This is a genomic window from Enterobacter chinensis (assembly GCF_034008295.1).
GTDB classification, from domain to species: domain Bacteria; phylum Pseudomonadota; class Gammaproteobacteria; order Enterobacterales; family Enterobacteriaceae; genus Enterobacter; species Enterobacter chinensis.
Map to the genome: position 1 here is coordinate 1 of NZ_JARDVI010000011.1, position 26,049 is coordinate 26,049.

Below are 26,049 nucleotides of genomic sequence, written 5' to 3' on the forward strand. Positions count from 1 at the left end.
AGACTTGGTATTCATTTATTGTCCGAAGACATTAAGAATCCATGTCACTTTGAGTGCCCACACAGATTGTCTGATAAATTGTTAAAGAGCAGTGCCGCTTCGCTTTTCGCAGCGGCGCGGGGTGTGCATATTACGCTTTCCCGCCTCAGAGTCAAGCGTTTATTTTCGCTTTTCTCTGCTGACCCGGCGGCGTGTGTGCCGTTGTTCCGTGTCAGTGGAGGCGCATTATAGGGAGTTATTCCGGTGTGACAAGCACAAAATACAAAAAACTTTTCGTTCGCTCACTTTTCAAACTTAACGCTTATTTAAGTCGCGAATTGCCCGTTAAATGCGCTATTTCCCGTGCAAAACTGGCCACCTGCGACCAGTCGGTATAAACCACTTCTTTACGCGTATCGGTTTCGCCCCCCGTCATCTTCATAATCAGGCGGATCATGAAGCGGTCATACCAGCGATAGCGAGGGTAGCGCAGCGCGCCGGCAAAAACGGCGCACAGGTCTGGCTGCCACGGCGAGCTGAGTAAAAACTTGCGCGTGTAGCTGTTGGTCTGCGGCGTACGCTTCTCGGCTTTACGCGCGACCAGATTGACCGAGTAAAACGCACCGGGCAATTTATTGAGCACCGCCGTGTGCTTTTTCACAAAGCGATCCAGCGCCGGATGGAAATGCCCGTAACGAATTGACGCGCCAATCACCACGCGGTCGTAATCCTGCCAGGCAATTTGCTCCGCGCGATTCAGGTTTACCACATCCGAGTAAATACCCAGCTCTTTTAATTCCGACGCCAGATACGCGGCAATCTCACGCGTTTGCCCGTCTCGCGTAGAGAAAAGAATCAGTGTTTTCATCAACGGCTCCTTACTCGCGCCAGAATGTAGGGGTGAACAGCACCAGCAGCGTAAAGACCTCAAGACGACCAAACAGCATGTTGGCGATGAGGATCCATTTCGCGACCGGGTTCATGCTGGCAAAGTTATCCGCCACAACCCCCAGGCCAGGCCCAAGGTTGTTCAATGTTGCTACGACGGACGCAAAGGCGGAGAAATCATCCACCCCTGTCGCGATAATCGCCAGCATACTGACGATAAAGACCAGTGCATACGCCGAGAAGAATCCCCACACCGCTTCGAGGATACGTTCCGGCAGCGCGCGGTTACCCAGTTTGATGCTGTAGACCGCGTTTGGGTGGACCAGACGTTTCAGCTCACGGTTGCCCTGTTTGAACAGCAGCAGAATACGAATTACCTTCAGACCACCGCCCGTTGACCCCGCACAGCCACCAATAAACGCAGAGCACAGCAGCAACACCGGCAGGAACAGCGGCCAGCGCGCAATACTGTCCGTGGTAAACCCGGCGGTCGTCGCCATCGATACCACCTGGAAGAACGCCTGATTCAGGGTCGTCAACGCCGAGTTATACACATCGTGGAACCACAGCACCAGGGTACAAATGATGACCAGCGTAAGCTGGACACCAATAAACATGCGGAACTCCGGATCGCGCCAGTACACCTTCAGGCTGCGCCCGCTCAGTAAAGAGAAGTGCAGGCCATAGTTACAGCCGGAGATCAGCAGGAAAATCGCAATGATGGTATTTATCGTAGGGCTGTCGAAGTAGCCGACGCTGGCATCGTGAGTGGAGAACCCACCAATCGCGATCGTCGCGAAGCTGTGTCCGATAGCATCAAAAGCAGGCATCCCGGCAAACCATAGCGCAAGCGCACAGGCTACCGTCAGCAAGACATAAATCAGCCACAGGGTTTTCGCCGTCTCGGCAATACGCGGGCGCATCTTGTTATCTTTCAGCGGCCCGGGCATTTCGGCGCGATAGAGCTGCATCCCACCCACGCCCAGAATAGGCAGGATGGCCACGGCCAGGACGATGATCCCCATACCACCGAACCACTGCAGCATCTGGCGATAAAAGAGAATGGCGTGCGGTAGCGAATCCAGACCTACCAGCGTCGTCGCTCCGGTCGTCGTTAAACCCGAGAACGATTCAAAAAAGGCATCCGTGATGCTGAGGTTAGGCTGTTCAGAGAAGATAAAGGGCAGCGAACCGACGCTTCCCAGCACCGTCCAGAACAGGACCACAATCAGAAATCCTTCGCGAGATTTCAGCTCACCTTTCTGCCGACGGTTCGGCCACCACAGCAGCGAGCCAATCGCCAGCGCGACAAAGAAGGTCTGGGTAAATGCCCGTCCCGCGCCGTCCCGGTAGATAAGCGCCACCAGTCCAGGGAGAATCATCGTCCCGGAAAAGAGTATGACCAGCAGTCCAACGATTCGGGTTATGGCACGAAAATGCATCTCTGCCGCTTCCTTTGGTATTCAAAAGTGAGGTGGGGATTATTCTTCAATCGGCAGCAATTGCAACGAACCACGACTAAAATCAGCAAGTTTTGCTGAAAAAGCAGCCAGTTCCGCCTGAGGAAGCGCCACGCGTAATTGCACCATTGCCTGATATTCACTGTGTGCGATGACACCGTTAAACTGCCTCAGCAATGCTTCGATGCCGGATAACTGGGCGTAATCACACAGTAAAGTATATTCGGTGAGCGGCGTTTTGCGGGTGGTTATGAGTATATTCAGCGCTTGCTGAACCCCTCCGCCATACGCTTTGACCAGCCCACCGGTACCTAACAAAATGCCGCCGTAGTAGCGCACCACCACGGCGGTAATCTCACCCACGCCGCAGCCCATCAGCTGGGAGAGCATGGGTTTACCGGCCGTTCCCGCCGGTTCACCGTCGTCGGAAAACCCCAACTGCTGCGAATCGTCCGGCGGCCCTGCCACCCACGCCACGCAGTGGTGGCGTGCGTCAGGATGCTCAGCCCGAACGGACTCGACAAACGCTTTTGCCGCTTCTACGCCGTCGGTATGCGCCAGCAGCGTAATAAAGCGGCTTTTCTTGATTTCCTCAACAAAGGTGACCGGTTCAGCCGGTATCAGCCAGCTTTCCATCAGGCCAGCTTCAGGTCTCGCGTCATGTTCTCGATACCGTTTTCGTGAACCACTACGTTATCTTCGATGCGAATACCGCCAAACGGTTTCAGCGCCTCAATTTTTTCCCAGTTAAAGTGCTTGCTGAACTGACCTTCACGCCACGGCGCCAGCAGGGATTCGATAAAGTAGATCCCCGGTTCAATCGTCAGCACCATACGCGGCTCAAGAATACGTGTGCAGCGCAGGTAAGGATATTTAGACGGTGCCGCCAGATGCGTACCGGTATCATCCTGCATAAAACCCGCTACGTCGTGAACCTGCAGGCCCAACGGGTGACCAATACCGTGCGGCATGAATGGCCCGGTCAGATCGTTCTCGACCATCGCCTCCTCGCTCATGTCTTTCACAATCTGATGCTTACGCAGCAGCTTCGCGATGCGCTGATGGAACTGGATGTGGTAATCCACATAGCTGGTACCCGCTTTCATGGTGCCAATAAGCGCCAGCTGTTCATCGTTGACGTCTTTGATCAGCTGCGCGAAATCGGTATCCGCATTCGCTGCCCAGGTACGGGTAAGGTCAGCTGCGTAACCGTTGTACTCGGCGCCTGCGTCAAGCAGGAAGCTGCGCATCTCAGACGGTACATGGTGATCGAGTTTGGTGTAATGCAGGACGGAAGCATGCTCGTTTAGCGCAACAATATTGCTGTACGGCACGTCGGTATCGCGGTGGCCTGTCGCGGTCAGGTAAGCCTGGTTGATGTCGAACTCGCTCATACCCGACTGGAACGCTTCGTGCGCGGCGCGGTGGCCATTCACTGCCGTTTTCTGCGCTTCACGCATGCAGTAAAGTTCGTAGTCGGTTTTATACGCGCGGTAATAGTGCAGGTAATCCAGCACCCCTTTCGGGTTAAGTTTGTCTGCCGGAATATCCAGACCTAAGGCTCGCTCCGGAACCGGACCAATGTAGCCGATATTGCTACGCGCGGCAGGCAGCTGGCTGCCAATGCCGTCCGCTTTTGGCAGCGCAATAACATCAATTTCTTCCGTCCAGAAAGAGGTCGGCAGCGGTTCAACGTTGTGCCAGTAATCGACCGGCAGGTAGAACCACAGTTTCGGCTTGTTCACGCCATCCACCAGCAGCCAGCAATTTGGCACCTGGGTTACTGGCACCCAGGCTTTAAACTGCGGGTTGACCTTAAACGGATAAGCATGGTCATCAAGAAACGTATTCATCAGCTCGCCGGAGTGGATCAGCAGGGCATCCAGCTTGAAGCGCGCCAGTACATCACGGGTACGTTCCTGTAGGGTAACGATATGATTTTTATAAAGCGAAGCCAGTGAGTCCATCATTCATCCTTACGTTTTCTTGAGCTCAAGTCATCGCATCTTAGCACACCTCTCTCCAGCTGCGTGATTTCCACCGACCGTGATCAATGCAGCAATTTCTTAATGAGTAATTTGCATTTTATTAACATAAATTCCACACTCCGTTTCATCTGGTATGACCAGATCCACTTGCTGGATTCAGGAGACTGACATGCTTTACAAAGGCGACACCCTGTACCTCAACTGGCTGGAAGATGGCATTGCCGAACTGGTGTTCGATGCCCCCGGCTCAGTGAACAAGCTCGATACCGCGACGGTGGCCAGTCTTGGCCAGGCGCTGGATGTACTTGAAAAACAAACTGAATTAAAAGGGCTGCTGCTGCGATCGAACAAAGCGGCCTTTATTGTCGGTGCCGATATCACCGAATTCCTCTCGCTGTTCCTGGTGCCTGAAGAACAGTTGAGCCAGTGGCTGCACTTTGCGAACAGCGTCTTTAACCGTCTGGAAGATCTGCCCGTCCCGACTATTTCCGCCGTTAACGGCTACGCGCTGGGCGGTGGCTGCGAATGCGTGTTAGCTACTGATTACCGCCTGGCTACGCCGGACCTGCGCATTGGCCTGCCGGAAACGAAGCTGGGTATCATGCCGGGCTTTGGCGGCTCCGTGCGTATGCCGCGCATGCTGGGTGCAGACAGCGCACTTGAGATTATTGCCGCAGGTAAAGATGTTGGTGCAGAACAGGCGCAGAAAATTGGCCTGGTCGACGGCGTCGTTAAACCAGAGAAACTTGTTGAAGGCGCTGTCGCCATTTTGCGTCAGGCGATTAACGGCGATCTCGACTGGAAAGCCAAACGTCAGCCGAAGCTGGAGCCGTTAAAGCTCAGTAAGATTGAAGCCACCATGAGCTTCACCATCGCCAAAGGCATGGTGATGCAGACGGCAGGTAAACACTATCCGGCACCAATCACGGCGGTGAAAACCATTGAAGCCGCGGCTCGCCTTGGTCGCGATGAAGCGCTGAAGCTTGAAAATCAGAGTTTTGTCCCACTGGCGCACACCAATGAAGCTCGCGCGCTGGTCGGTATCTTCCTCAACGATCAGTTCGTGAAAGGGAAAGCCAAACAGTTGACCAAAAACGTTGAGACGCCAAAACATGCGGCGGTACTCGGCGCTGGCATTATGGGTGGCGGCATCGCTTACCAGTCGGCCTGGAAAGGCGTGCCGGTAGTGATGAAAGACATCAGCGAGAAATCCCTGACGCTGGGCATGACCGAAGCGGCCAAGCTGCTGAATAAACAGCTGGAGCGCGGCAAAATTGACGGGCTGAAACTTGCGGGTGTGATCTCCACCATCCAGCCTGTGCTGGAATACAGCGGTTTCGACCGTGTCGACGTGGTGGTCGAAGCCATCGTCGAGAATCCGAAAGTCAAAAAAGCAGTTCTCGCGGAAACGGAAGACAAGGTTCGTCCTGAGACCGTGCTGGCTTCTAACACCTCCACCATTCCAATCAGCGAGCTGGCAAGCGTGCTGAAGCGTCCGGAAAACTTCTGCGGGATGCACTTCTTCAACCCGGTACACCGTATGCCGCTGGTCGAAGTGATCCGTGGGGAAAAAACTTCTGACAATACCATCGCCAAAGTGGTGGCGTGGGCGAGCAAAATGGGCAAGACGCCGATTGTGGTCAACGACTGTCCGGGCTTCTTCGTCAACCGCGTCCTGTTCCCTTACTTCGCCGGTTTCAGCCAGCTGCTGCGCGATGGTGCAGACTTCCGCAAAATCGATAAAGTGATGGAAAAACAGTTCGGCTGGCCAATGGGCCCTGCGTATCTGTTGGATGTGGTCGGTATTGATACCGCCCACCACGCTCAGGCAGTCATGGCGGCGGGCTTCCCGCAGCGCATGCAGAAAGATTATCGCGACGCGATTGACGCCCTGTTCGACGCCAACCGCTTCGGTCAGAAAAACGGCCTGGGCTTCTGGCGCTATAAAGAAGACAGCAAAGGTAAACCGAAGAAAGAAGAAGATGCCGTGGTGGATGGCCTGCTGGCCGACGTCAGTCAGCCGAAACGCGACTTCACCGACGATGAGATCATCGCCCGAATGATGATTCCGATGATCAACGAAGTGGTGCGTTGCCTCGAAGAAGGCATCATCGCCAGCCCGGCAGAAGCCGACATGGCGCTGGTGTACGGCCTGGGCTTCCCTCCATTCCACGGCGGCGCGTTCCGCTGGCTGGACACGCTCGGCAGCGCCCGTTATCTCGATATGGCTCAGCAGTATCAGCACCTCGGCCCGCTGTATGAAGTGCCGGAAGGGCTGCGCAATAAGGCGCGCCATAACGAACCCTATTATCCATCAGTTGAGCCAGCCCGTCCGGTTGGCGAGCTGAAAACGGCTTAAGGAGTCACAATGGAAAAGGTTGTCATTGTTGATGCGATTCGCACCCCGATGGGCCGTTCAAAAGGCGGTGCATTCCGTAACGTGCGTGCGGAAGACCTCTCCGCGCATCTTATGCGTAGCCTGCTGGCGCGAAACCCGGCGCTGGATCCTGCTGCGCTCGACGATATCTACTGGGGCTGCGTGCAGCAGACCCTGGAGCAGGGCTTCAACATCGCCCGTAATGCGTCACTGCTGGCGGAGATCCCGCATTCAGTTTCGGCCGTTACCGTTAACCGGCTGTGTGGTTCATCCATGCAGGCGCTGCACGACGCGGCACGTATGATCATGACCGGCGATGCCCAGGCCTGCCTGGTCGGCGGCGTGGAGCATATGGGTCACGTACCGATGAGCCACGGAGTCGATTTCCACCCTGGCATGAGCCGTAACGTGGCGAAAGCTGCGGGGATGATGGGCCTGACCGCTGAGATGCTCTCTCGTCTGCACGGCATCAGTCGTGAAATGCAGGATGCCTTCGCCGCCCGCTCTCACGCTCGCGCATGGGCCGCGACACAATCCGGTGCCTTTAAGAATGAGATCATCCCGACCGGCGGTCACGATGCTGACGGCGTTCTGAAGCAGTTCAGCTACGACGAAGTGATCCGCCCGGAAACCACCGTAGAAGCACTTTCCACCCTACGACCTGCGTTTGATCCGGTCACCGGTACGGTCACGGCAGGTACTTCGTCGGCGCTGTCCGACGGGGCAGCCGCAATGCTGGTGATGAGCGAAAGCCGCGCTCGCGAGCTGGGGTTAACGCCTCGCGCTCGGGTACGTTCGATGGCAGTCGTGGGCTGCGATCCTTCGATCATGGGTTACGGTCCGGTTCCGGCTTCAAAGCTGGCGCTGAAAAAAGCGGGATTAACCGCCAGCGATATCGACCTGTTTGAGATGAACGAGGCGTTCGCCGCACAGATCCTGCCATGCATTAAAGATCTGGGGCTGATGGATCAGGTAGACGAGAAGATTAACCTCAACGGCGGCGCGATCGCCCTCGGTCACCCGCTGGGCTGCTCCGGGGCGCGTATCAGCACAACGCTGATTAACCTGATGGAACGCAAAGATGCTCAGTTTGGTCTGGCAACGATGTGTATTGGGTTGGGTCAGGGTATCGCGACGGTGTTTGAGAGAGTGTAAATCAGGAAAAGTATCTCAAAGCCAATGACGTCAGAACAAGGCGGCGAGCGAGCGAATCCCGATGAGCTTACTCAAGTAAGTGATTCGGGTGAACGAGCGCAGCCAACGCAGTTATGGCGTCATTGGCGAAGAGAGACAGTTTAGTTGCCGTTCTTCCCGCCTGTCAGGGGCGGGTTTTTTATTTAAATGAAGGCAAACGCATCGCCGAAGAGACGGTCTTCACGCGCGTCACGTTCATTACAGAACAGATCGCGGGCAATTTTCGCCATCTCAAAGCGGCCAGCGATATAGATGTCGTGCCCTGCCAGAGTGCCATGATCCTGCAGTACCGCCGTCAGCACCGTACCGCTACGCCCACGCCAGCCCTCTTCCGGCTGTTCAACCACCGGTTCAATGCGCAGGTTAGGATGGGTTACGCTCAGCGCTTCCAGCTCAGACAGGTCGTACAGATGTTTCTCTTCGCGGCCACCCCAGTAAATGGTGATATCACGGTCTGGATTACGCGCCAGGGCGGTCAACAGAATAGAACGCACATACGAGAAGCCTGTACCGCCAGCAATCAGGATCAGCGGACGGTCTTCGTCATCGCGCAGCCACGCATCACCGTGTGGAATATCCACCACGATTTCACGTTCCTTCAGGATCCGATCCATTACCGCCATCGCATACAGGTTAAGCTCTGACGCACCAATATGAAGCTCAATAAATTCCTGCTCTGCTGGCGTTGAGGCCATAGAGAAAGGACGCTTATCACGCTCATCCATCACGACCATTAAGTACTGACCAGCGCGGAAAGAGAATGGCGCTTCTGGCACTATACGGACGCGATATACGGTGTCGGTGATGGCATCTACCGAGGTCACTTTACAGCTTAAGGTTGTCATTCGCTCTCTCTGTCGGGAAGTCTATAGGGCTTAACGGTCAGATCCAGGCTTACCGTTACTCATTATGGCCAGTTCGTCCCAGATCGCGTCAATTCGCGCGGTCACAGCAGGATCTTTTTTGATCGGGCGACCCCATTCACGGTCGGTTTCGCCAGGCCATTTATTTGTGGCATCCAGTCCCATTTTTGAGCCAAGGCCGGAAACCGGCGAGGCAAAATCCAGGTAATCTATCGGCGTGTTTTCGACTAACACCGTATCGCGCGCCGGGTCCATTCGCGTGGTAATGGCCCAAATGACGTCATTCCAGTCGCGGGCGTTAACGTCATCATCGCAGACAATAACAAATTTGGTATACATAAACTGGCGCAGGAAAGACCATACGCCCATCATTACGCGTTTAGCGTGGCCAGGATACTGTTTCTTCATCGTGACCACCGCCATGCGATACGAGCATCCTTCAGGCGGCAGATAAAAATCAACGATTTCCGGGAACTGCTTTTGCAGGATGGGCACAAACACTTCATTCAGCGCCACGCCCAGTACCGCTGGTTCGTCCGGTGGACGTCCGGTGTAGGTGGAGTGATAAATCGCATCTTCACGCTGGGTAATGTGCGTAACGGTAAACACCGGGAAGTTATCCACTTCGTTGTAATAGCCGGTGTGATCACCGTAGGGGCCTTCCGGTGCCAGTTCCCCCTGCTCAATGTAACCTTCCAGCACAATTTCTGCACTGGCCGGGACTTCGAGATCGTTAGAGATACACTTCACGACTTCCGTTTTGGTCCCGCGCAGCAGGCCTGCAAACGCATATTCAGAGAGCGTATCCGGTACGGGCGTTACCGCCCCGAGAATGGTGGCCGGATCGGCACCTAGCGCGACAGACACCGGGAAACGTTCACCCGGATGCGCAGCACACCACTCCTGGAAATCGAGTGCGCCGCCGCGATGCGACAGCCAGCGCATGATGAGCTTATTTTTGCCAATTAACTGCTGGCGGTAAATACCCAGATTCTGACGCTCTTTGTGCGGGCCGCGCGTAACGGTAAGCCCCCAGGTGATCAGCGGAGCGGCATCTTCAGGCCAGCACTGCATGATAGGGATTTTGGTCAGATCAACCGCATCGCCTTCCAGCACTTTCTGCTGGCACGGTGCGCCACGCAGGCGTTTGGTGGGCATGTTCAGCACCTGCTTAAACTGCGGCAGTTTGTCGAACAGATCGCGGAAGCCTTTAGGTGGCTCCGGCTCTTTCAGAAACGCCAGCAGTTTACCCACTTCACGCAGCGCCGTGACATCCTCCTGCCCCATCCCCAGTGCGACACGACGTGGTGTACCAAACAGGTTGCACAACACCGGCATGGAGTACCCTTTCGGATTTTCAAACAGTAAGGCGGGGCCACCGGCACGCAGGGTGCGGTCAGCTATTTCTGTCATCTCCAGATAAGGATCAACAGGAAGTGTAATGCGTTTGAGTTCACCCTGCTTTTCCAGCAGCGTCAGGAAGTCGCGGAGATCGTGGTATTTCATGCAGTTAATCATGGCCTCTCTGTAAGCGCTTCATTATACGGCGTAAGCCTGCTTGATGCTGTAATTTTGTTAAACAAGCGTGAACTTATGCGTTCTGTTCCGTTTTCCCCCATTATAATCAACTTAGCGATCCCGCCAGGGTTTTGATATGCTTGCGCCCCGAACTAAGGGAAAGAGTGATTATGCAGGCCTGGTATTTACTGTATTGCAAACGCGGGCAACTTCAGCGCGCGCAGGAACATCTTGAACGTCAGTCTGTAAATTGCCTGACGCCCGTGATCACGCTTGAAAAGATGCAGCGCGGGAAGCGCACAACCGTAAGTGAGCCGTTATTCCCGAACTATCTGTTCGTGGAGTTCGATCCGGAAGTCATCCACACTACCACCATCAGCGCAACGCGCGGCGTCAGCCACTTTGTCCGTTTTGGTGCCCATCCGGCAACGGTTCCGTCGACGGTCATTCATCAGCTATCAATTTATCAACAGCCTGAAGGGATCACCGACCCGGAAACCCCTTACTCGGGCGATTGCGTTGTTATTACAGAAGGTGCTTTCGAAGGTCTGCAGGCGATTTTTGCCGAACCGGACGGTGAAGCACGCTCCATGCTGTTGCTCAATCTGCTGAACAAGCAGGTGCTTCAGAGCGTTAAAAACACCGACTTCCGCAAAGTTTAAAAACGTATCCCGAACAGAGCACGCACGTTGTCATCCGTCTGCGCGGAAAGCCATTGCGGATCCTCTCCGCGCCACTTCGCTACGCTCTCAACAATGTGCCCCAGCCAGGCGGGCTCATTTCGCCGTGATGCCGGTTTGGGTTTCATATCGCGCGGCAGCAGATAAGGCGCATCGGTTTCAAAGAGCAACCGGTCAGCCGGGATCGCCGGTAACAGTTCCCGAAGCTCAAGCCCGCGGCGCTCATCGCAAACCCAGCCCGTAATGCCCAGATAAAGCCCTCGCATCAGGCAATCCAGCGCCTCCTGCCGGGAGCCGGTAAAGCAGTGCAGCACCGCGCCGGGCAGTTTCTCCAGCCACGGATCCAGAAGTGCCAGGAAACGCTCATGCGCGTCACGGCAGTGCATAAATACGGGCATTTCAAGCTCTGCCGCCAGTGCAAGCTGGGCAGTGAAAGCCCTTTCCTGCTCTTCAGGCGTAGAAAAGTTACGGTTGAAATCGAGACCGCATTCGCCGATAGCCACAACGTCTGGCGTCTTCGCGAGCCTGTACAGGTTTTCGCCACTAGCCGGGGCCCACTGGCTGCTGTCATGAGGATGCACGCCAGCGGTAGACCAACAACGATCGTAGCGTTGCGCCAGCTGCTGTGCCTGCTCGCTTTCATGCAGGTTGGTCCCCGTCAGCAACAGTCCTTTTACGCCAGCGTCAAAAGCACGCGCAACCACCTCATCGCGATCTTTCGCAAACTGCGAGCTGGTCAGGTTGAGTCCGATATCAAACATGCTAATCCCCATATAACAACCGCCCTGACGGGCGGCTGGTTTTACTCTTCAGTGGTCTTGTCGGACGTATCGTCTTCGTCATCCGATCGACGCCCTTTACCCACATAGAAACGCGAGAAGAATACGCCGACCTCAAACAGGCAGTACATCGGTATGGCCAGCAGCGTCTGCGAGAAAACATCCGGCGGTGTCAGCAGCATACCGACCACAAATGCGCCTACCAGGATATACGGACGCTTCTTACGCAGGTCATCTGGCGTGGTTACCCCTACCCAGCAAAGCAGCACAATGGCCACCGGCACTTCGAATGCCACGCCGAACGCCATAAACAACGCCATCACAAAACTGAGGTAGCTGGCGATATCCGTCGACACCTGAACCCCTTCCGGTGCGGTGTGCGTCAGGAAGCCGAAGGCCAGCGGGAAGACAACGAAATAGGCAAACGCCATGCCGATATAAAACAGCAAGGAGCTGGAGACCAGCAGCGGGATCACCAGCTTACGTTCATGCTTATACAAGGCCGGCGCCACAAATGCCCAGACCTGATACAGAATGACCGGCGCAGAGGCAATCAGCGATACCCAAAAGGTAAGCTTAATGGGGGTAAAGAACGGAGAAGCCACGTCCGTCGCAATCATCGTTGCGCCCAGCGGCATCTGCTTAATCAACGGTGCAGAGACAACCTGGTAGATATCGTTGGCGAAATAGACCAGGCATAGAAAAATAACAAGAACCGCAATAATGCAGTTTAACAGGCGCTTACGCAGCTCAATGAGGTGCGTAATGAGCGGTTGAGTATCATCTACTGCCATGTTTACGCTTTATCACTCGACGAGGGGGATGATTCGGAAACAGGTGCAACGGGCTTCGTCTCCGCCACTTTTATCACGGGGTCTTCCGGCTGCGCCTGTTTTTTCACTTCGGTTTCCTGCGGCGTCTGTTCCGGCGCGGCAGCCTGATGTTCAGCGCTGGCTGGCGTTACGCCCTCACGCTGCTCCTCGCTGCCCTTCACCACCGGGTTATGAATGGTGTTCGCTTCATCGCTCGCTTTTTCAGGATCGTTGACGCTGTAAGAGCGCTTCATGGATTCCGCCGCTTCACGCAGTTCATCCATTGAGGCTTTCAGTTCCGGCGTCAGGTTATCCATGCTCGCCTTCTCAACCTTTTTCAGGCTTTCCTGAAATTCCTGCAGCTTAAGCTCCTGAGCCAACTCATTCTGAACGGTCGATGCCAGCGATCTCAGCGCACGCACCCAGCCCGCAACGGTTTTCACTGCCACCGGCAGACGCTGCGGCCCCAACACGATCAGGCCAATCACAAAGACCAGCAACAGCTCACTAAAACCAATATCGAACACGGCTTACACCTGCTCTTTATCGTGGCTTTTGGCTTCTTCCTTTTTGGCTTCTTCTTGCTTGTCGGAGATGGATTTAGCAGTAAAGTCAGCGTCCTGGCTGGTTTTATCCTGCTTACTCTCATCATCGCTCATCGCTTTCTTGAAGCCTTTGATAGACGCGCCCAGATCGGAACCAATAGAACCGAGCTTTTTGGTGCCAAACAGCAGCACAACGATGACGGCAATGATCAACAATTGCCAGATACTGATACCACCCATACATGTTCCTCAGGAATAGATGATTAATTAGTCAGGCCGCATTATACGTATGCGGCCCGTCGAAGGCGACGAACTCAGAGCGTTTTTCGCCAGCCGACCAGCCAGACAACAGCTCCGCCAGCCATCAGCCAGGCGGGCATCATCTGCCAGTCCGGACGGTTGATCAGCAGCAGCGTACCGCTCAGCAGCAGCGTTGCGCCAATCCCAAAGAGATAGCGTGACTGTCCCTGACGAACGCGGCTGGACTGAAGCTCGCGGGCGATTTTATCCATACTGTGTTGAAGGTTCTTGCTCTGACGCAAACTGTCATAAACCAGTTCAGGAATTTCAGGCATTTTCTCTATCCAGAACGGGCCTTTCTCTTTCAGCGAGCGCACCAGCGCCGGAATGCCAACCTGATCCTTAATCCAGGATTCCAGGAAAGGTTTCGCGGTCTTCCACAAGTCTAACTGAGGATAGAGCTGTCGGCCTACACCCTCAACGTAAAGTAATGTTTTCTGAAGTAAAACTAGCTGCGGCTGAACTTCCATATTAAAGCGGCGAGCGGTGTTGAACAGGTTTAACAGCACGTGCCCGAAGGAGATTTCCGCCAGCGGTTTTTCAAAAATCGGTTCGCAAACGGTTCGGATCGCAAACTCGAATTCTTCGACGTTGGTGTCCGGTGGAACCCAGCCGGAATCGACGTGCAGCTCGGCCACTTTGCGGTAGTCGCGGTTGAAGAAAGCGATGAAATTCTCAGCCAGATAGCGTTTATCTTCTTTATTCAGCGACCCCACAATCCCGCAGTCGATACCGATATACTTAGGATCTTCAGGGTGTTCGTAGCTCACGAAGATGTTGCCTGGGTGCATGTCCGCATGGAAAAAGCTGTCGCGGAACACCTGGGTAAAGAAGACCTGTACGCCACGTTCGGCCAACAGCTTCATGTTCGTTCCCTGTTTTTCCAGGGCCACCACATCCGAAACCGGAATACCGTAAATACGCTCCATCACCATCATGTTCTGGCTGCAGTAGTCAGAATAGACTTCAGGTACATAGAGCATCGGGCTGTTTTCAAAGTTACGACGCAGCTGAATGGCGTTTGCCGATTCGCGCAGCAGGTTAAGCTCATCAATCAGCGTTTTTTCATATTCCCGCACCACTTCCATCGGACGCAGACGACGCCCGTCCGGCAGCAAGCGTGGCACCCAGCGCGCCAGACGATAAATCAGCTTCATGTCTGCTTTGATGATGGGCAGGATGTCCGGACGAATGACTTTAATAACGACTTCTTTGCCGTTTTCTTTCAGACGCGCGGTGTGCACCTGTGCGATAGAGGCCGACGCCAGTGGCTGAATATCGAAATCGTCAAACCAGCTCTCGACGGGAATATTTCCCATCGCCTCTTCAATTTGCTTTTTCGCGCGCGCGCCGTCAAACGGTGCGACGCGATCCTGCAGCATCGCGAGCTCATCAGCAATCAGAGGCGGGAAGAGATCGCGGCGGGTCGAGAGCATCTGTCCGAACTTAATCCACACCGGACCAAGTTCCTGCAGCGCCAGGCGCAGACGCTCGCCCAGCGGCTGACCTTTATGGCGATTGGGCATCCAGAACAGCATCCGCCGCCAGATGCGAAGCGGCAGCGTAATACGCATTCTGGGGATAAGCTCATCGAGCCCGTAGCTCAAAAAGGTACGAATAATGAAATAGAGGCGCCGAATTTCACCAGGCGTCATTTGCCCTCCAGTTTTTCCAGCCGTTTGGTTAACGCGTCAACCGCACGTTCAGTAGCAGCGGTCTCTTCCGCAAACCACGCAACTTCCAGTGACCCGGGGGCCATTCGCCACTCCTCCGTCAGCACTTCCGCCGTATAGCGTTGCTGACGTTGAAAGCTTTTGCGTGCAAAGGACGCTCCGCCATGAAGGACTTTCCCGATGCCTTCGGCGGCAATGTCGCCGATGAAGGGCGCGAGCAGTTCTGCCGGATCGAACTCTGCCAGATCGGTGAGCGCAACGAAGTTCTGCACGACCTGAATGTCGCCCTCCACTTCCAGTTCACCGCTGCGGATAAGCGCCGTTAATTGTTGCCGATCGCGCAGTTTTGGCAGCACGCTCATGTGCGTGATGACCGAGCAGTCGGCTTCACCTTCCCACTCCCCCAGAACGTCAAGCTGGCGTTCGCTGAAGACCAGCACAAGCGGCGTCGAGAACTCTTTTAAAACAATACGTAATACCTTTCCGTTCAACCGCTGACGTGCGGCTTTCAGCGCCGGAGCGCGATACAGAAAAGCATTCAGTACATTCTCGATGCCTGCGGAGACTAAGGGTTTAAAGGGCACGGGACACCTCCACTCAGAATTTGTAACCGCGATGCAGCGCGACGACACCCGCCGTCAGGTTGAAATATTCAACGTTCTCAAATTCTGCATCCTGCATCATAGCTTTTAATGTGTCCTGATCCGGGTGCATACGGATAGATTCCGCCAGATAGCGGTAGCTTTCCGCATCGTTGGCCACCAGCTCACCGATGCGCGGCAGCACGTGGAAGGAATAGGCGTCGTAAGCTTTGCTCAGCGGCTCAATAATAGGTTTGGAGAACTCGAGCACCAGCAGGCGTCCACCCGGTTTCAGCACACGGTACATGGAGCGCAGCGCTTTCTCTTTATCGGTAACGTTACGCAGACCGAAGGAGATAGTGATGCAGTCGAAGGTATTGTCCGGGAACGGCAGCGCTTCGGCGTTTGCCTGCACATATTCCACATTCCCCACCACGCCAATGTTACGCAGCTTCTCGCGTCCCATTTTCAGCATAGAGTCATTAATATCTGCGAGAACAACGCGACCAGTTTCGCCCACCAGACGGGAGAATTTCGCGGTTAAATCGCCCGTACCGCCGGCTAAGTCCAGTACAGTTTGTCCGCGACGCACGCCGCTACAGTCAATGGTGAAGCGCTTCCACAAGCGATGAATGCCGAACGACATCAGGTCATTCATCACATCGTACTTCGCCGCCACGGAATGAAATACGTGGGCCACCATGTCAGCTTTCTGCGCTTTGGCTACAGTCTGAAAGCCAAAGTGCGTTGTGTCTTGTGAATCGTCAGCCATCTCAGAGCCTGCTAATCAGTAAAGTAAAATGTCGGTCAAGTGTAACAGATTGGGCGCATTTGCCCTACGATTCAACCACCGCGAAAGAAACGCGCTGGCGACGACTCTGGCGATAATTCCGCCGCTAAATCGTTGTCTTCACTGCCAGTATTTTGCCCAACAGCGCCCTCACGCAGCCTGAACTCTTCATCCTGCTCTGTGGCCTGTTCAACCAATTCCGGATTAATCTCGCGTTTGACCTCCACCCCCAGGCTGCGGAAAGCTTCGGCTTGTGCAAGCAGATTGCCGCGCCCAGAAGAGAGTTTTTTCATTGCCTGACGATAGTTATCCTGCGCGCGATCCAGGCTTTGCCCAACGGAAGACATATCGTCCACGAACAGGCGCATTTTATCGTACAGCTTGCTGGCGCGATCGGCGATCTGCTGGGCATTACGGCTCTGGTGTTCATAGCGCCACAGGTTTGAAATCGTCCGCAGGGCCACCAGCAACGTGGTTGGACTCACCAGCATAATGTTATTTTTCAGCGCTTCGGTGATCAGTTCAGGCTGTCTGTCCAGCGCCAGCAGGAACGCCGGCTCAACAGGAATAAACATCAATACATAGTCGAGCGAGCGGAGCCCCGGCAGCTGCTGATAGTCTTTTCTGCCGAGCAGGCGAATGTGGTTACGCACGGAGGCTATGTGCTCCTGGAGGGCAGACTCACGCGTGTAGTCATCTTCCGCATTAAAGTAACGTTCGTAGGCAACGAGCGTCATTTTGGCGTCAATCACCACATCTTTGCCCTGCGGCAGCCGCACAATCACATCCGGTTGCATACGCGAGCGGGCATCGTTTTCGATACTCACCTGCGTTTCGTATTCATACCCTTCCCGCAAGCCAGAGGCTTCCAGTACGCGGGTCAGCACGACTTCTCCCCAGTTGCCCTGCGTTTTGTTATCCCCTTTAAGCGCGCGGGTCAGGTTGACCGCTTCCTGCGCCATCTGGGCATTCAGCTGCTGGAGATTGCGAATCTCATGCGCCAGCGTGTGCCGCTCGCGGGCTTCCTGACCAAAGCTGTCCTGCACCTGGCGACGAAAACCGTCAAGCTGTTCACGCAGGGGCGTCAGCAGGCTGTTCAGGCTCTGGCGGTTCTGTTCGTCAACGCGGCGGTTGCTGTGCTCGAAAATACGGTTGGCGAGGTTCTCAAACTGTTCGCTGAGGCGCTGCTCGCTGTTGATCATCTGGCGGATTTTGTCTTCCGCATGAAGCTGGGTGGATTCGAGGCGGGTGGTCACTTCGCGGAGATCGGCCTCCAGTGAGGTGTTGATATCACGCAGATTGCGCAGCTCGTTATTGAGCAGTTCACACTCATCTCGCCAGTGTTCACTCAGAGCAAGCTGCTGTTTTGCCGCGCTTAAATCGGCGACTATCTCTTCTCGCTCGGCCAGCTGGTCGGCCTTCTGCTGTGCATGCTGGTAGCTGGAAATGAGCCAGCCCATCCCCACGCCCGCCAGCGCAATCACCGCATAAATCAGGACTGAGATATCCACAATGCCCCCTGCATCAACGTATTACCCGCACAAAATAGAATTGTGCTGTATAAACGTCCAGTTTGAAAGGGTTTTCCTGCAAGGCGCTACGCAAAAAATAAAGGCCGAACGTGTCGGCCTTTGTTTTCAGAAGAGAGGATTAGATCAGGCGACGCGCGGCTTCCACCACGATTTTCACCGCATGACTTTCGGTCTGCTTCATGGTTTCGGCGTTCGGGATCTCCTGCTGAGTACGGTTGACGATAACGCCCGCCACCATACCGGCACGCAGACCCTGGCTTGCGCACATGGTCAGCAGCGTTGCGGATTCCATTTCGTAGTTCATCACGCCCATGGACTGCCACTCTTCCATTGAGCCTTTAAAGCGGCTTACCACGCGGCCTGAGAAGGTGTCGTAACGCTCCTGGCCCGGGTAGAAGGTGTCGGAAGAGGCGGTTACGCCCACGTGGGTGGTTGCGCCAACGGATTTCGCCGCTTCAACCAACGCAGTCGTACATTCGAAATCAGCCACCGCCGGGAATTCCATTGGTGCAAAGTGCAGGCTCGCCCCGTCCAGACGCACGGACGCGGTCGTGACCAGCACATCACCAACGTTGATATGCGGCTGAATAGCGCCGGTGGTACCGATACGCAGGAAAGTACGAATGCCCAGCTGCGCCAGCTCTTCAACAGCAATAGAAGTAGACGGGCCACCGATACCGGTAGAACACACGATCACGGCTTTACCATCCAGCTCTGCACGCCAGGTGGTGAATTCACGATGAGCTGCCAGCTTGACCGGCTTATCCATCAGCGCGGCGATCTTTTCCACACGCTCAGGATCGCCCGGGACGATTGCGAGCGTAGCCCCTTGTAAATCGTTTTTGGTGAGGCCGAGATGAAAAACATCAGACTTAGACATAGGTGACTCCTCTGTGGGTCGGTTAGTCAGAAGAAGTAAAACGGTACTTTACAGAAGCGGCAAGCTTAATTTCGTGACGCTCCTCACCATGAATGAAAATGATTGCATTAATTTTCCATCAAAAAGTGATTCACATCACATTAACAAGTTATATCGCCAGGTGCTGCACAAAAGATAGACCGTTTAAGGCACTGTGAGTTGTTAACCTGGTGTCTATATTTACCTTTGCGCTAACTCATTGGTACGGAGAATGCCATGACTGAAAAAACCGGATTTGCACCTGCTGCGGCTCCGCATGCTTCAACCATCGTGTCGACGCCAGAAGCGGCAATTACCGCGGGTGAGACCTCCATTCCCTCGCAGGGGGAGAATATGCCTGCTTATCACGCACGGCCAAAATCGGCAGACGGCCCGCTGCCCATCGTGATTGTGATCCAGGAGATTTTTGGTGTTCATGAACACATTCGCGATCTCTGCCGCCGGCTGGCGCTCGAAGGGTATCTGGCCGTTGCCCCAGAGCTCTACTTCCGTCAGGGCGATCCGAACGACTACAGCGATATTCCCACATTGCTCAGTAACCTGGTCAGCAAAGTTCCTGACGCTCAGGTACTGGCCGATCTCGATCACGTCGCCAGCTGGGCGGCGCGCAACGGGGGCGATCCACACCGCCTGCTGGTCACCGGTTTCTGCTGGGGCGGACGCATTAGCTGGCTGTATGCCGCGCATAACCCGCAACTCAAAGCCGCTGTCGCCTGGTACGGCAAACTGGTGGGTGAAAAAACGCTGAATTCACCGAAACATCCCGTTGATATTGCCACTGAGTTAAATGCCCCGGTATTAGGGCTGTACGGCGGTCAGGACACCGGTATTTCGCTGGATTCGGTAGAGACCATGCGCCATGCGCTCCGTGCAGCAAATGCAAAGGCAGAGATTGTGGTGTACCCGGATGCCGGGCATGCGTTTAACGCCGATTATCGTCCGAGCTATCACGCTGAATCAGCCAAAGATGGCTGGCAGAGAATGCTGGCGTGGTTTAGTCAGTACGGCGGGAAGAAAGTGTAAAAAAAAGCCCGGTGGCGGTTACGCCTTGCCGGGCCTACATAACGGAAGTGAACTAACGCCTCAACCCTGACGCAAGTTCTGCGCCGCCTTCACCATGTTGGCGAGCGCTGCGCGGGTTTCCGCCCAGCCGCGGGTTTTCAGTCCGCAGTCCGGGTTCACCCACAGGCGTTCTGCCGGAATGCGCTGAGCCGCTTTTTTCAACAGGGCTTCAATCCACTCCACGCTCGGCACGTTCGGGGAGTGAATGTCGTACACGCCCGGTCCAATCTCATTCGGGTAGTCGAACTCTTCAAACGACTCCAGCAGTTCCATGTCTGAACGCGAGGTCTCGATGGTGATCACGTCAGCGTCCAGCGCGGCAATCGAATCCATGATGTCGTTAAATTCGCAGTAACACATGTGGGTGTGGATCTGGGTGTCGTCCTTCGCGACCGCGGCGTTGATGCGGAACGCTTCCACGCCCCACTGTAAATACGCATCCCAGTCGCTGCGGCGCAGCGGCAAGCCTTCGCGTAGCGCCGGTTCGTCAATCTGGATGATGCCAATGCCTGCGGCTTCGAGATCGGCCACTTCGTCACGCAATGCCAGCGCAATTTGCTTCGCGATGGTTTCACGGGTCACGTCTTCACGCGGGAAGGACCAGCAAAGAATCGTTACCGGACCGGTGAGCATGCCTTTCACCGGCTTGTCCGTCAGGGACTGCGCGTATTTCGCCCACTCCACGGTGATCGCTTCCGGGCGGCTGACGTCACCGATAACCACCGGTGGCTTCACGCAGCGGGAGCCGTAGCTCTGCACCCAGCCGTTCTGGGTAAACACGAAACCGTCCAGATGTTCACCGAAGTATTCCACCATGTCGTTACGCTCGGCCTCACCGTGCACCAGCACGTCCAGACCCAGACGTTCCTGCTCGATAATCGCCTGCTTGATGTGTTCGGCGATACCGGTGCGGTAGTGATTCGCATCCAGATTGCCTTTTTTGAAATCCAGACGCAGGCCGCGGATCTCGGTGGTCTGCGGGAAGGAACCAATTGTGGTGGTCGGCCACGCAGGCAGGTTGAAGCGGGCGCGCTGCGCGTCGGCGCGCACTTCATACGGGCTCTGACGCTGGCTGTCCTGGGCGGTGATGGCCACCAGGCGTTTTTCCACCGCCGGGTTATGGACGCGAGCCGAGTGACGGCGCGCCTGAATCGGTGCGCTCCATTCTGCTATTGCCGCCGTGTCGCCGCTGTTCAGCGCGTCGCGCAGCAGGGCCAGCTCTTCGCACTTTTGCAGGGCGAAGGCAAACCAGCTTTTTACCTCGGCATCCAGACGGGTTTCGACGCTCAGATCGATCGGGCTGTGCAGCAGAGAACAGGAAGAGGCCACCCACAGCTCACGTTTGCCAACGATGTCCTTAATCTGGGCGTATTTCTCAGTGAGATCGGCAAGCCAGACGTTACGGCCGTTGATCAAACCGGCAGAGAGCAGCCAGTCCGCTGGCAGCCGCTTATGCAGTTCCGCCACGTCATCTTTACCGTGTACGAGGTCAACGTGCAGGCCCTGAACCGGCAGCGCGGTAATGGTTTTCAGGTTTGGCGTCACGCCTTCGAAATAGGTGGTCAGCAGGAGTTTTACCTGATCGGTGAGTGCCTCATACGCCGGTTTGAAGGCATCGAGCCAAACCTTGGGCAGTTCGAGCACCAGCGCAGGTTCGTCGATTTGTACCCACTGTATGCCGCGTTTCCCCAGCTCAATCAGTACCTGTTTATAGACCGGCAGAATATCCTTCAGCAGGCTGAGTCGGTCAAACTGCTCGCCTTTAACTTTACCCAGCCACAGGTAGGTGACTGGCCCCAGCAATACGGGCTTCACCTGATGACCCAGCGCCAGCGCTTCGTCCACTTCATCCAGCAGCTGCGTCCAGGTCAGCCTGAACTGCTGGCCCTTGACGAACTCCGGCACCATATAGTGATAGTTGGTGTTGAACCACTTGGTCATTTCCGCCGCTGCCGCTGGCTCCCCCGTTGGTGCACGGCCACGGCCGATGCGGAACAGGGTATCGATATCTACCGATCCATCTTTGTTCTGATGACGAGCCGGCACGTTGCCAAGCAGCAGGCTGGTCGTCAGAACATGGTCGTACCAGGCGAAATCGCCCACCGGCAGCAGGTCAATGCCCGCCTGTTTTTGCTGATCCCAGTGACGGGCGCGCAGCTCGCGTCCCACCGCCAGCAGCTCTTCACGGGTGGCGTTACCCGCCCAGTAGCTTTCTTGCGCTTTTTTCAGCTCGCGACGCAGGCCAACGCGAGGGAAACCGAGAGTGTGATTGCGGATTGTCATGGTGTGCCCCTTGTGAAATTCGTTATTTAGACGTCCAGATGTTTACACATCTATAATTGGCAGGTACTGTATATTCCTCAAGCGCAAAATGTTCATGGCGAAGTGAAGGACTTTCATGATCGAAATTAAACACCTGAAAACGCTACAAGCGTTGCGGAACTGCGGCTCGCTCGCGGCGGCGGCGGCCACGCTGCACCAGACCCAGTCCGCCCTTTCTCACCAGTTCAGCGATCTGGAACAACGCCTTGGATTTCGTCTTTTTGTGCGTAAGAGCCAGCCGCTGCGCTTTACGCCTCAGGGCGAGATCCTGCTGCAGCTGGCGAATCAGGTATTGCCACAGATCGCCAGCGCGCTGCAGGCGTGTAACGAACCGCAGCAGACCAAACTGCGTATCGCGATTGAATGCCACAGCTGTATTCAGTGGCTAACCCCCGCGCTTGAGAACTTCCGCCAGAAGTGGCCGCAGGTAGAGATGGACTTTAAATCCGGCGTGACGTTCGACCCGCAGCCCTCACTGCAGCAGGGCGAGCTGGATCTGGTGATGACGTCCGATATTCTGCCGCGCAGCGGCCTGCACTATTCGCCGATGTTTGATTATGAAGTGCGCCTGGTGCTGGCGCCGGATCATCCGCTGGCAGCCAAAACGCGCATCACGCCGGAAGACCTGGCGACGGAAACGCTGCTGATTTACCCGGTTCAGCGCAGTCGTCTGGATATCTGGCGTCACTTCCTGCAGCCGGCAGGCATTAGCCCGCAGCTGAAAAGCGTGGATAACACCCTGCTGTTGATTCAGATGGTGGCGGCCAGAATGGGTATCGCAGCGCTGCCGCACTGGGTAGTGGAGAGTTTTGAACGCCAGGGTCTGGTGGTCACAAAAACCCTGGGTGAAGGACTGTGGAGCAGGCTGTACGCCGCCGTGCGCGATGGCGAGCAGCGTCAGCCGATTACAGAGGCGTTTATTCGCTCAGCGCGGAACCACGCGTGCGACCATCTTCCGTTTGTGCGGAGCGCGGAGCGACCCAGCGTCGATGGACCCACAGCGAAGCCAGGATCACCGTTCCCCCAATAATGAAGCTCGGCCAGTGCGGCTGTTGCTGCCAGATGGCGAGGTTGACCAGCAACCCTGCCGGGACATGCACGTTGTTCATGATCCCCAGCGTACCGGCGTCTACCTGAGTAGCGCCGTAGTTCCACATGAAATACCCCAGCCCTGATGCCACAACGCCCAGCCAGATCAGAACGCCCCACTGCACGGAGGTGGTCGGCAGCTTTTGCGGGTTACCAAGCATAAACCACGCCGCCACCGCGATAATCGCGGCGCCCATATAGAACCAGGCAAACGCGTTATGCTGCGGCATCGGACGGGTTTCCATCAGGCGTTTGTAGCCCACCATGCCGATGGCAAAACTGATGTTGGCGAGCTGGACGAACATCAGCCCGGTCCAGAAGTGATCGCTGACTTTGTCATAGCGAATAATCGCCGCGCCGATCACCGCCAGTGCCGCGCTCAGCAGGTATCCCCAGCGCAGGCGGCGCTTGCTGAGCAAATCGTAGATCAGCGTGATATAGAGCGGCGTTAGCACGGTGAACAGCAGGAATTCAGAGACGGAAAGGTAGACGTAAGCCCGGAAGCTAAACAGATACATGATGCCGAGCTGCATCGCCCCCACCAGCATATACAACACAATCGTTTTCAGCGATTGCCCGCGCGTACGCAGAAACGGCAGGAACACCAGCGCCGCCAGCCCCACGCGCATCAGCACCGAGAAGTAGCTGTCGACCGAACCGGCAAGGTATTCGCCAATCAGGCTAAAGGAGAAGGCCCACAGGATAGTGGTGATAATGAGTAGCGCCACAATGCTTGTCTCTCAGAAAGAAGGACAGGCATTGTAGCGAACTCTTTAGTTGACAACTGAGCGATAAATAATCAAATGAAGATTATTCAAGGAATAGCTTGCGCAGATACTTCGGTACCGCGTTGTCAGCGTTGGTGCCGATCACTTCCAGCTCCGGGTGCAGGTCTTTCAGGCGCTGGTGCGCGTTCTCCATAATGCAGCCCTTGCCCGCCATAGAAAGCATTTCGGCATCGTTCATACCGTCACCAAAGGCGATGCAGTCTTTCAGCTCGAAGCCCAGACGTTTCGCAACCGCTTCCAGCGCGTGGCCTTTGGATACGCCCCCGGCCATCACTTCCAGACAGGTCAGCGTTGAGAAGCTCACATTAACGCGATCGCCCCAGCGCGCGTTAATTGCCTGCTCCAGCGGCAGCAATTCCTCATGGTCTACACAGGTGAAGAATACCTTGCTGATCCCTTCCGGCTCCAGCAGACCCGGCTCGTACAGCGAGTACTGGAATACGGCCTCTTTGAAGAAGCGCATCTCTTCCGGGCGGTGGCGGTTCATAAACCAGTCGTCGTCGCGGTAAACGTTGGTGACGATATTCGGGTTGTTATGTACTACCCCGAACAGATCGGCGGCAATATCGCGATCCAGGTTGTGGGTAAAGATCAGGTTGCCGTCGGTATCATGCACGCGCGCACCGTTAGAGGTGATCATGTACGATTTGATCTCAAGATTATCGCGGATCTGCCCTACGTCTACGTGGTGGCGGCCGGTGGCAAACACAAAGTTCACGCCCCGGGCGGTCAGAAGCTTTAAGGTCTCTTTCGCGTAAGGCGACAGGGTGTGGTCGGGAGAAAGCAGCGTGCCATCTAAATCAGATGCAACAACCTGGTACATAGGGAAATTTAACCTCAATAGAAAATCAGTTATGCCGGTCGAAAAACTCGACGATGGCGTTAAGCGCGACTGAGCGCATAGCGTCCTTTTCAAAAAGGATCTCATGGTACGCGCCGTTGATGACCAACGGTTTTCCCCCTTCACAAGGGTGGCCGGCGGCAGCGCGGAGTTCGCAAAAGCGGTCATGCATGCGGTTATCCACCACACGCTCTTCTTCAGCCTGAATCAGGAGCGTTGGCGTATCGTCATTCGCGACGCCCGCCAGAACCTGCTCACCGGCAAGGATCCCTTCCCGCACCCAGTGATATGTCGGGCCGCCCACGCGCAGGCGCGGTTCGTCGGCATAAAAACGCAGGTTACGACGATAACGCTGTCGGCTGTGGGTCAGCACGTTCATCGCAAACGGCAACGCCCGCCAGCGCCCGGTACCAATGGCGTAGCCTTCACGAATGCGCTGATGGCCCTCAGCCCAGTCGAGAATATGACGCACCATCCAGTCCGGAAAGCGCATGACGATGCCATACATCGGCGCGGTGAGCGCAATGGCGTCGCATTTATGTTCGTGACGCTGTAAAAACAGCGTTGAAATCGCACCGCCCATAGAGTGCGCCAGAATATAGCGCTTCCGCCATGGACCAGGCTCGACTTCCTGCTGCCAGAACGCGGCGAGATCGTCGACGTAGTCGCTGAAGTTATCCACATGGCCGCGATGCGTATCCGATAACAGGCGGCCCGAAAGCCCCTGCCCGCGGTGATCGATAATCAGTACATCGAAGCCCAGATGGAACAGGTCATAGGCCAGTTCGGCGTATTTGATGTAGCTCTCGATACGCCCGGGACAGACCACGATGACCCGGTCATTTTTCTTATCGTGAAAACGCACAAAGCGTACCGGTATATCACCGACGCCCGTAAACTCATCTTCCTCACGCTGGCGCCAGAAATCGGTCAGCGGCCCCATGGAGAAAGCAGCAAATGCGTTTTCTCGTGTTTCCCAGTCCTTTTTCTGCTGAAACATCGGGTTTCCACTCACGTAAGCCAAGGAATATCGTTTTTTCGTAACCGGTCACAAAATGACTCAACAATA

At 55.5% G+C, this 26,049-nt stretch carries 25 protein-coding genes; 6 read left to right on the plus strand and 19 right to left on the minus strand.

The genetic code is table 11. The features are described from left to right. Positions 1–231 (plus strand): hypothetical protein (locus PYW49_RS22735; RefSeq protein ID WP_320387612.1); only part of this gene is annotated, 231 nt, incomplete at its 5' end. A 70-nt stretch (positions 232–301) separates the two neighbouring features. Here the strand turns inward: PYW49_RS22735 and hemG are convergent. Genes hemG through pepQ form a run of 4 tightly spaced genes read right to left on the minus strand, consistent with a single transcriptional unit; the run spans position 302 to position 4,294 of the window. Beyond that, on the minus strand, positions 302–847 hold the full coding sequence (hemG, locus tag PYW49_RS22740; RefSeq protein WP_059385436.1) for a menaquinone-dependent protoporphyrinogen IX dehydrogenase: 546 nt from the start codon (positions 845–847) through the stop codon (positions 302–304). 10 nt (positions 848–857) lie between these two features. Next, positions 858–2,309, minus strand: a complete 1,452-nt coding sequence (gene trkH, locus PYW49_RS22745; protein WP_023309600.1) for a Trk system potassium transporter TrkH — start codon at positions 2,307–2,309, stop codon at positions 858–860. Positions 2,310–2,348: 39 nt separating this feature from the next. Continuing rightward, a complete protein-coding gene (locus PYW49_RS22750; protein WP_320387613.1) occupies positions 2,349–2,963 on the minus strand; it encodes an IMPACT family protein in 615 nt (204 codons plus the stop codon). Further along, positions 2,963–4,294, minus strand: a complete 1,332-nt coding sequence (gene pepQ / locus PYW49_RS22755; RefSeq protein WP_134348984.1) for a Xaa-Pro dipeptidase — start codon at positions 4,292–4,294, stop codon at positions 2,963–2,965. Before pepQ ends, PYW49_RS22750 begins: the two co-directional genes overlap by 1 nt. 190 nt (positions 4,295–4,484) lie before the next feature. Here pepQ and fadB point away from each other — a divergent pair, with 190 nt between their 5' ends. Together fadB and fadA are read left to right on the plus strand one after the other, a co-directional pair. Beyond that, positions 4,485–6,674, plus strand: coding sequence for a fatty acid oxidation complex subunit alpha FadB (gene fadB, locus PYW49_RS22760; RefSeq protein WP_320387615.1), 2,190 nt, complete (start codon positions 4,485–4,487; stop codon positions 6,672–6,674). Between the two features lie 9 nt (positions 6,675–6,683). Continuing rightward, positions 6,684–7,847, plus strand: coding sequence for an acetyl-CoA C-acyltransferase FadA (gene fadA, locus PYW49_RS22765; RefSeq protein ID WP_320387616.1), 1,164 nt, complete (start codon positions 6,684–6,686; stop codon positions 7,845–7,847). 182 nt (positions 7,848–8,029) lie between these two features. Here the strand turns inward: fadA and fre are convergent, their stop codons facing one another. Together fre and ubiD are read right to left on the minus strand one after the other, a co-directional pair. Next, positions 8,030–8,731, minus strand: coding sequence for an NAD(P)H-flavin reductase (gene fre, locus PYW49_RS22770; RefSeq protein ID WP_134348977.1), 702 nt, complete (start codon positions 8,729–8,731; stop codon positions 8,030–8,032). Between the two features lie 30 nt (positions 8,732–8,761). After that, complete coding sequence (gene ubiD / locus PYW49_RS22775; RefSeq protein ID WP_166790934.1) at positions 8,762–10,267, minus strand: 4-hydroxy-3-polyprenylbenzoate decarboxylase; 1,506 nt, start codon at positions 10,265–10,267, stop codon at positions 8,762–8,764. Positions 10,268–10,437: 170 nt separating this feature from the next. Between ubiD and rfaH the strand changes: the two genes are divergently transcribed. Next, a complete protein-coding gene (gene rfaH, locus PYW49_RS22780) occupies positions 10,438–10,929 on the plus strand; it encodes a transcription/translation regulatory transformer protein RfaH (RefSeq protein ID WP_320387617.1) in 492 nt (163 codons plus the stop codon). Here rfaH and tatD read toward each other — a convergent pair. From tatD to udp, 9 genes are all read right to left on the minus strand, one after another. After that, positions 10,926–11,708 carry a 3'-5' ssDNA/RNA exonuclease TatD gene (tatD, locus tag PYW49_RS22785; protein WP_320387619.1) on the minus strand — a complete coding sequence of 261 codons (783 nt, stop codon included), beginning with the start codon at positions 11,706–11,708 and terminating at the stop codon, positions 10,926–10,928. The genes rfaH and tatD overlap by 4 nt on opposite strands. A 41-nt stretch (positions 11,709–11,749) precedes the next feature. After that, positions 11,750–12,520, minus strand: a complete 771-nt coding sequence (gene tatC, locus PYW49_RS22790) for a Sec-independent protein translocase subunit TatC (protein WP_008501520.1) — start codon at positions 12,518–12,520, stop codon at positions 11,750–11,752. A 2-nt stretch (positions 12,521–12,522) separates the two neighbouring features. After that, on the minus strand, positions 12,523–13,065 hold the full coding sequence (tatB, locus tag PYW49_RS22795) for a Sec-independent protein translocase protein TatB (RefSeq protein ID WP_134348973.1): 543 nt from the start codon (positions 13,063–13,065) through the stop codon (positions 12,523–12,525). Positions 13,066–13,068: 3 nt separating this feature from the next. After that, positions 13,069–13,323 carry a Sec-independent protein translocase subunit TatA gene (gene tatA, locus PYW49_RS22800; RefSeq protein ID WP_320387622.1) on the minus strand — a complete coding sequence of 85 codons (255 nt, stop codon included), beginning with the start codon at positions 13,321–13,323 and terminating at the stop codon, positions 13,069–13,071. 74 nt (positions 13,324–13,397) lie between these two features. Next, positions 13,398–15,038, minus strand: coding sequence for a ubiquinone biosynthesis regulatory protein kinase UbiB (gene ubiB / locus PYW49_RS22805; protein ID WP_134348971.1), 1,641 nt, complete (start codon positions 15,036–15,038; stop codon positions 13,398–13,400). Next, a complete protein-coding gene (gene ubiJ / locus PYW49_RS22810) occupies positions 15,035–15,640 on the minus strand; it encodes a ubiquinone biosynthesis protein UbiJ (protein WP_320387624.1) in 606 nt (201 codons plus the stop codon). The genes ubiB and ubiJ overlap by 4 nt, the downstream gene beginning before the upstream one ends. 13 nt (positions 15,641–15,653) lie before the next feature. After that, positions 15,654–16,409, minus strand: coding sequence for a bifunctional demethylmenaquinone methyltransferase/2-methoxy-6-polyprenyl-1,4-benzoquinol methylase UbiE (gene ubiE / locus PYW49_RS22815; RefSeq protein ID WP_023309612.1), 756 nt, complete (start codon positions 16,407–16,409; stop codon positions 15,654–15,656). A 71-nt stretch (positions 16,410–16,480) separates the two neighbouring features. Further along, positions 16,481–17,938 (minus strand): DNA recombination protein RmuC, encoded by a 1,458-nt coding sequence (rmuC, locus tag PYW49_RS22820; RefSeq protein ID WP_320387625.1) that lies wholly within the window; start codon positions 17,936–17,938, stop codon positions 16,481–16,483. 139 nt (positions 17,939–18,077) lie between these two features. Beyond that, complete coding sequence (gene udp / locus PYW49_RS22825; protein ID WP_003860792.1) at positions 18,078–18,839, minus strand: uridine phosphorylase; 762 nt, start codon at positions 18,837–18,839, stop codon at positions 18,078–18,080. 255 nt (positions 18,840–19,094) lie between these two features. On the opposite strand from udp, the gene PYW49_RS22830 reads away from it, so the two are divergent. Further along, positions 19,095–19,901: a dienelactone hydrolase family protein gene (locus PYW49_RS22830; RefSeq protein WP_320387626.1), complete on the plus strand. Its 807-nt coding sequence runs from the start codon at positions 19,095–19,097 to the stop codon at positions 19,899–19,901. Between the two features lie 60 nt (positions 19,902–19,961). Here PYW49_RS22830 and metE read toward each other — a convergent pair whose 3' ends face one another. Beyond that, positions 19,962–22,223 carry a 5-methyltetrahydropteroyltriglutamate--homocysteine S-methyltransferase gene (metE, locus tag PYW49_RS22835; RefSeq protein WP_320387628.1) on the minus strand — a complete coding sequence of 754 codons (2,262 nt, stop codon included), beginning with the start codon at positions 22,221–22,223 and terminating at the stop codon, positions 19,962–19,964. Between the two features lie 115 nt (positions 22,224–22,338). On the opposite strand from metE, the gene metR reads away from it, so the two are divergent. After that, on the plus strand, positions 22,339–23,292 hold the full coding sequence (gene metR, locus PYW49_RS22840) for an HTH-type transcriptional regulator MetR (protein WP_048339012.1): 954 nt from the start codon (positions 22,339–22,341) through the stop codon (positions 23,290–23,292). Here the strand turns inward: metR and PYW49_RS22845 are convergent. From PYW49_RS22845 to pldB, 3 genes are all read right to left on the minus strand, one after another. Beyond that, positions 23,180–24,079: a carboxylate/amino acid/amine transporter gene (locus tag PYW49_RS22845; RefSeq protein WP_134348967.1), complete on the minus strand. Its 900-nt coding sequence runs from the start codon at positions 24,077–24,079 to the stop codon at positions 23,180–23,182. The two genes, metR and PYW49_RS22845, sit on opposite strands and share 113 nt — an antisense overlap. Positions 24,080–24,161: 82 nt before the next feature. Continuing rightward, entirely contained in the window at positions 24,162–24,962 is an 801-nt protein-coding gene (gene yigL, locus PYW49_RS22850; RefSeq protein ID WP_134348966.1) for a sugar/pyridoxal phosphate phosphatase YigL, read from the minus strand. 25 nt (positions 24,963–24,987) lie between these two features. After that, the gene (gene pldB / locus PYW49_RS22855) at positions 24,988–25,980 is read right to left on the minus strand and encodes a lysophospholipase L2 (protein WP_134348965.1); all 993 of its coding nucleotides are present in this window, start codon (positions 25,978–25,980) and stop codon (positions 24,988–24,990) included. Positions 25,981–26,049: the final 69 nt, after the last annotated feature.

What these genes read in the sequence shown, in the direction of transcription:
- hemG (WP_059385436.1), bottom strand. Translation starts at nt 847, where the DNA reads ATGAAAACACTGATTCTTTTCTCTACGCGAGACGGGCAAACGCGTGAG.
- trkH (WP_023309600.1), bottom strand. Translation starts at nt 2,309, where the DNA reads ATGCATTTTCGTGCCATAACCCGAATCGTTGGACTGCTGGTCATACTC.
- PYW49_RS22750 (WP_320387613.1), bottom strand. Translation starts at nt 2,963, where the DNA reads ATGGAAAGCTGGCTGATACCGGCTGAACCGGTCACCTTTGTTGAGGAA.
- pepQ (WP_134348984.1), bottom strand. Translation starts at nt 4,294, where the DNA reads ATGGACTCACTGGCTTCGCTTTATAAAAATCATATCGTTACCCTACAG.
- fadB (WP_320387615.1), top strand. Translation starts at nt 4,485, where the DNA reads ATGCTTTACAAAGGCGACACCCTGTACCTCAACTGGCTGGAAGATGGC.
- fadA (WP_320387616.1), top strand. Translation starts at nt 6,684, where the DNA reads ATGGAAAAGGTTGTCATTGTTGATGCGATTCGCACCCCGATGGGCCGT.
- fre (WP_134348977.1), bottom strand. Translation starts at nt 8,731, where the DNA reads ATGACAACCTTAAGCTGTAAAGTGACCTCGGTAGATGCCATCACCGAC.
- ubiD (WP_166790934.1), bottom strand. Translation starts at nt 10,267, where the DNA reads ATGATTAACTGCATGAAATACCACGATCTCCGCGACTTCCTGACGCTG.
- rfaH (WP_320387617.1), top strand. Translation starts at nt 10,438, where the DNA reads ATGCAGGCCTGGTATTTACTGTATTGCAAACGCGGGCAACTTCAGCGC.
- tatD (WP_320387619.1), bottom strand. Translation starts at nt 11,708, where the DNA reads ATGTTTGATATCGGACTCAACCTGACCAGCTCGCAGTTTGCGAAAGAT.
- tatC (WP_008501520.1), bottom strand. Translation starts at nt 12,520, where the DNA reads ATGGCAGTAGATGATACTCAACCGCTCATTACGCACCTCATTGAGCTG.
- tatA (WP_320387622.1), bottom strand. Translation starts at nt 13,323, where the DNA reads ATGGGTGGTATCAGTATCTGGCAATTGTTGATCATTGCCGTCATCGTT.
- ubiB (WP_134348971.1), bottom strand. Translation starts at nt 15,038, where the DNA reads ATGACGCCTGGTGAAATTCGGCGCCTCTATTTCATTATTCGTACCTTT.
- ubiE (WP_023309612.1), bottom strand. Translation starts at nt 16,409, where the DNA reads ATGGCTGACGATTCACAAGACACAACGCACTTTGGCTTTCAGACTGTA.
- udp (WP_003860792.1), bottom strand. Translation starts at nt 18,839, where the DNA reads ATGTCTAAGTCTGATGTTTTTCATCTCGGCCTCACCAAAAACGATTTA.
- PYW49_RS22830 (WP_320387626.1), top strand. Translation starts at nt 19,095, where the DNA reads ATGACTGAAAAAACCGGATTTGCACCTGCTGCGGCTCCGCATGCTTCA.
- metE (WP_320387628.1), bottom strand. Translation starts at nt 22,223, where the DNA reads ATGACAATCCGCAATCACACTCTCGGTTTCCCTCGCGTTGGCCTGCGT.
- metR (WP_048339012.1), top strand. Translation starts at nt 22,339, where the DNA reads ATGATCGAAATTAAACACCTGAAAACGCTACAAGCGTTGCGGAACTGC.
- yigL (WP_134348966.1), bottom strand. Translation starts at nt 24,962, where the DNA reads ATGTACCAGGTTGTTGCATCTGATTTAGATGGCACGCTGCTTTCTCCC.
- pldB (WP_134348965.1), bottom strand. Translation starts at nt 25,980, where the DNA reads ATGTTTCAGCAGAAAAAGGACTGGGAAACACGAGAAAACGCATTTGCT.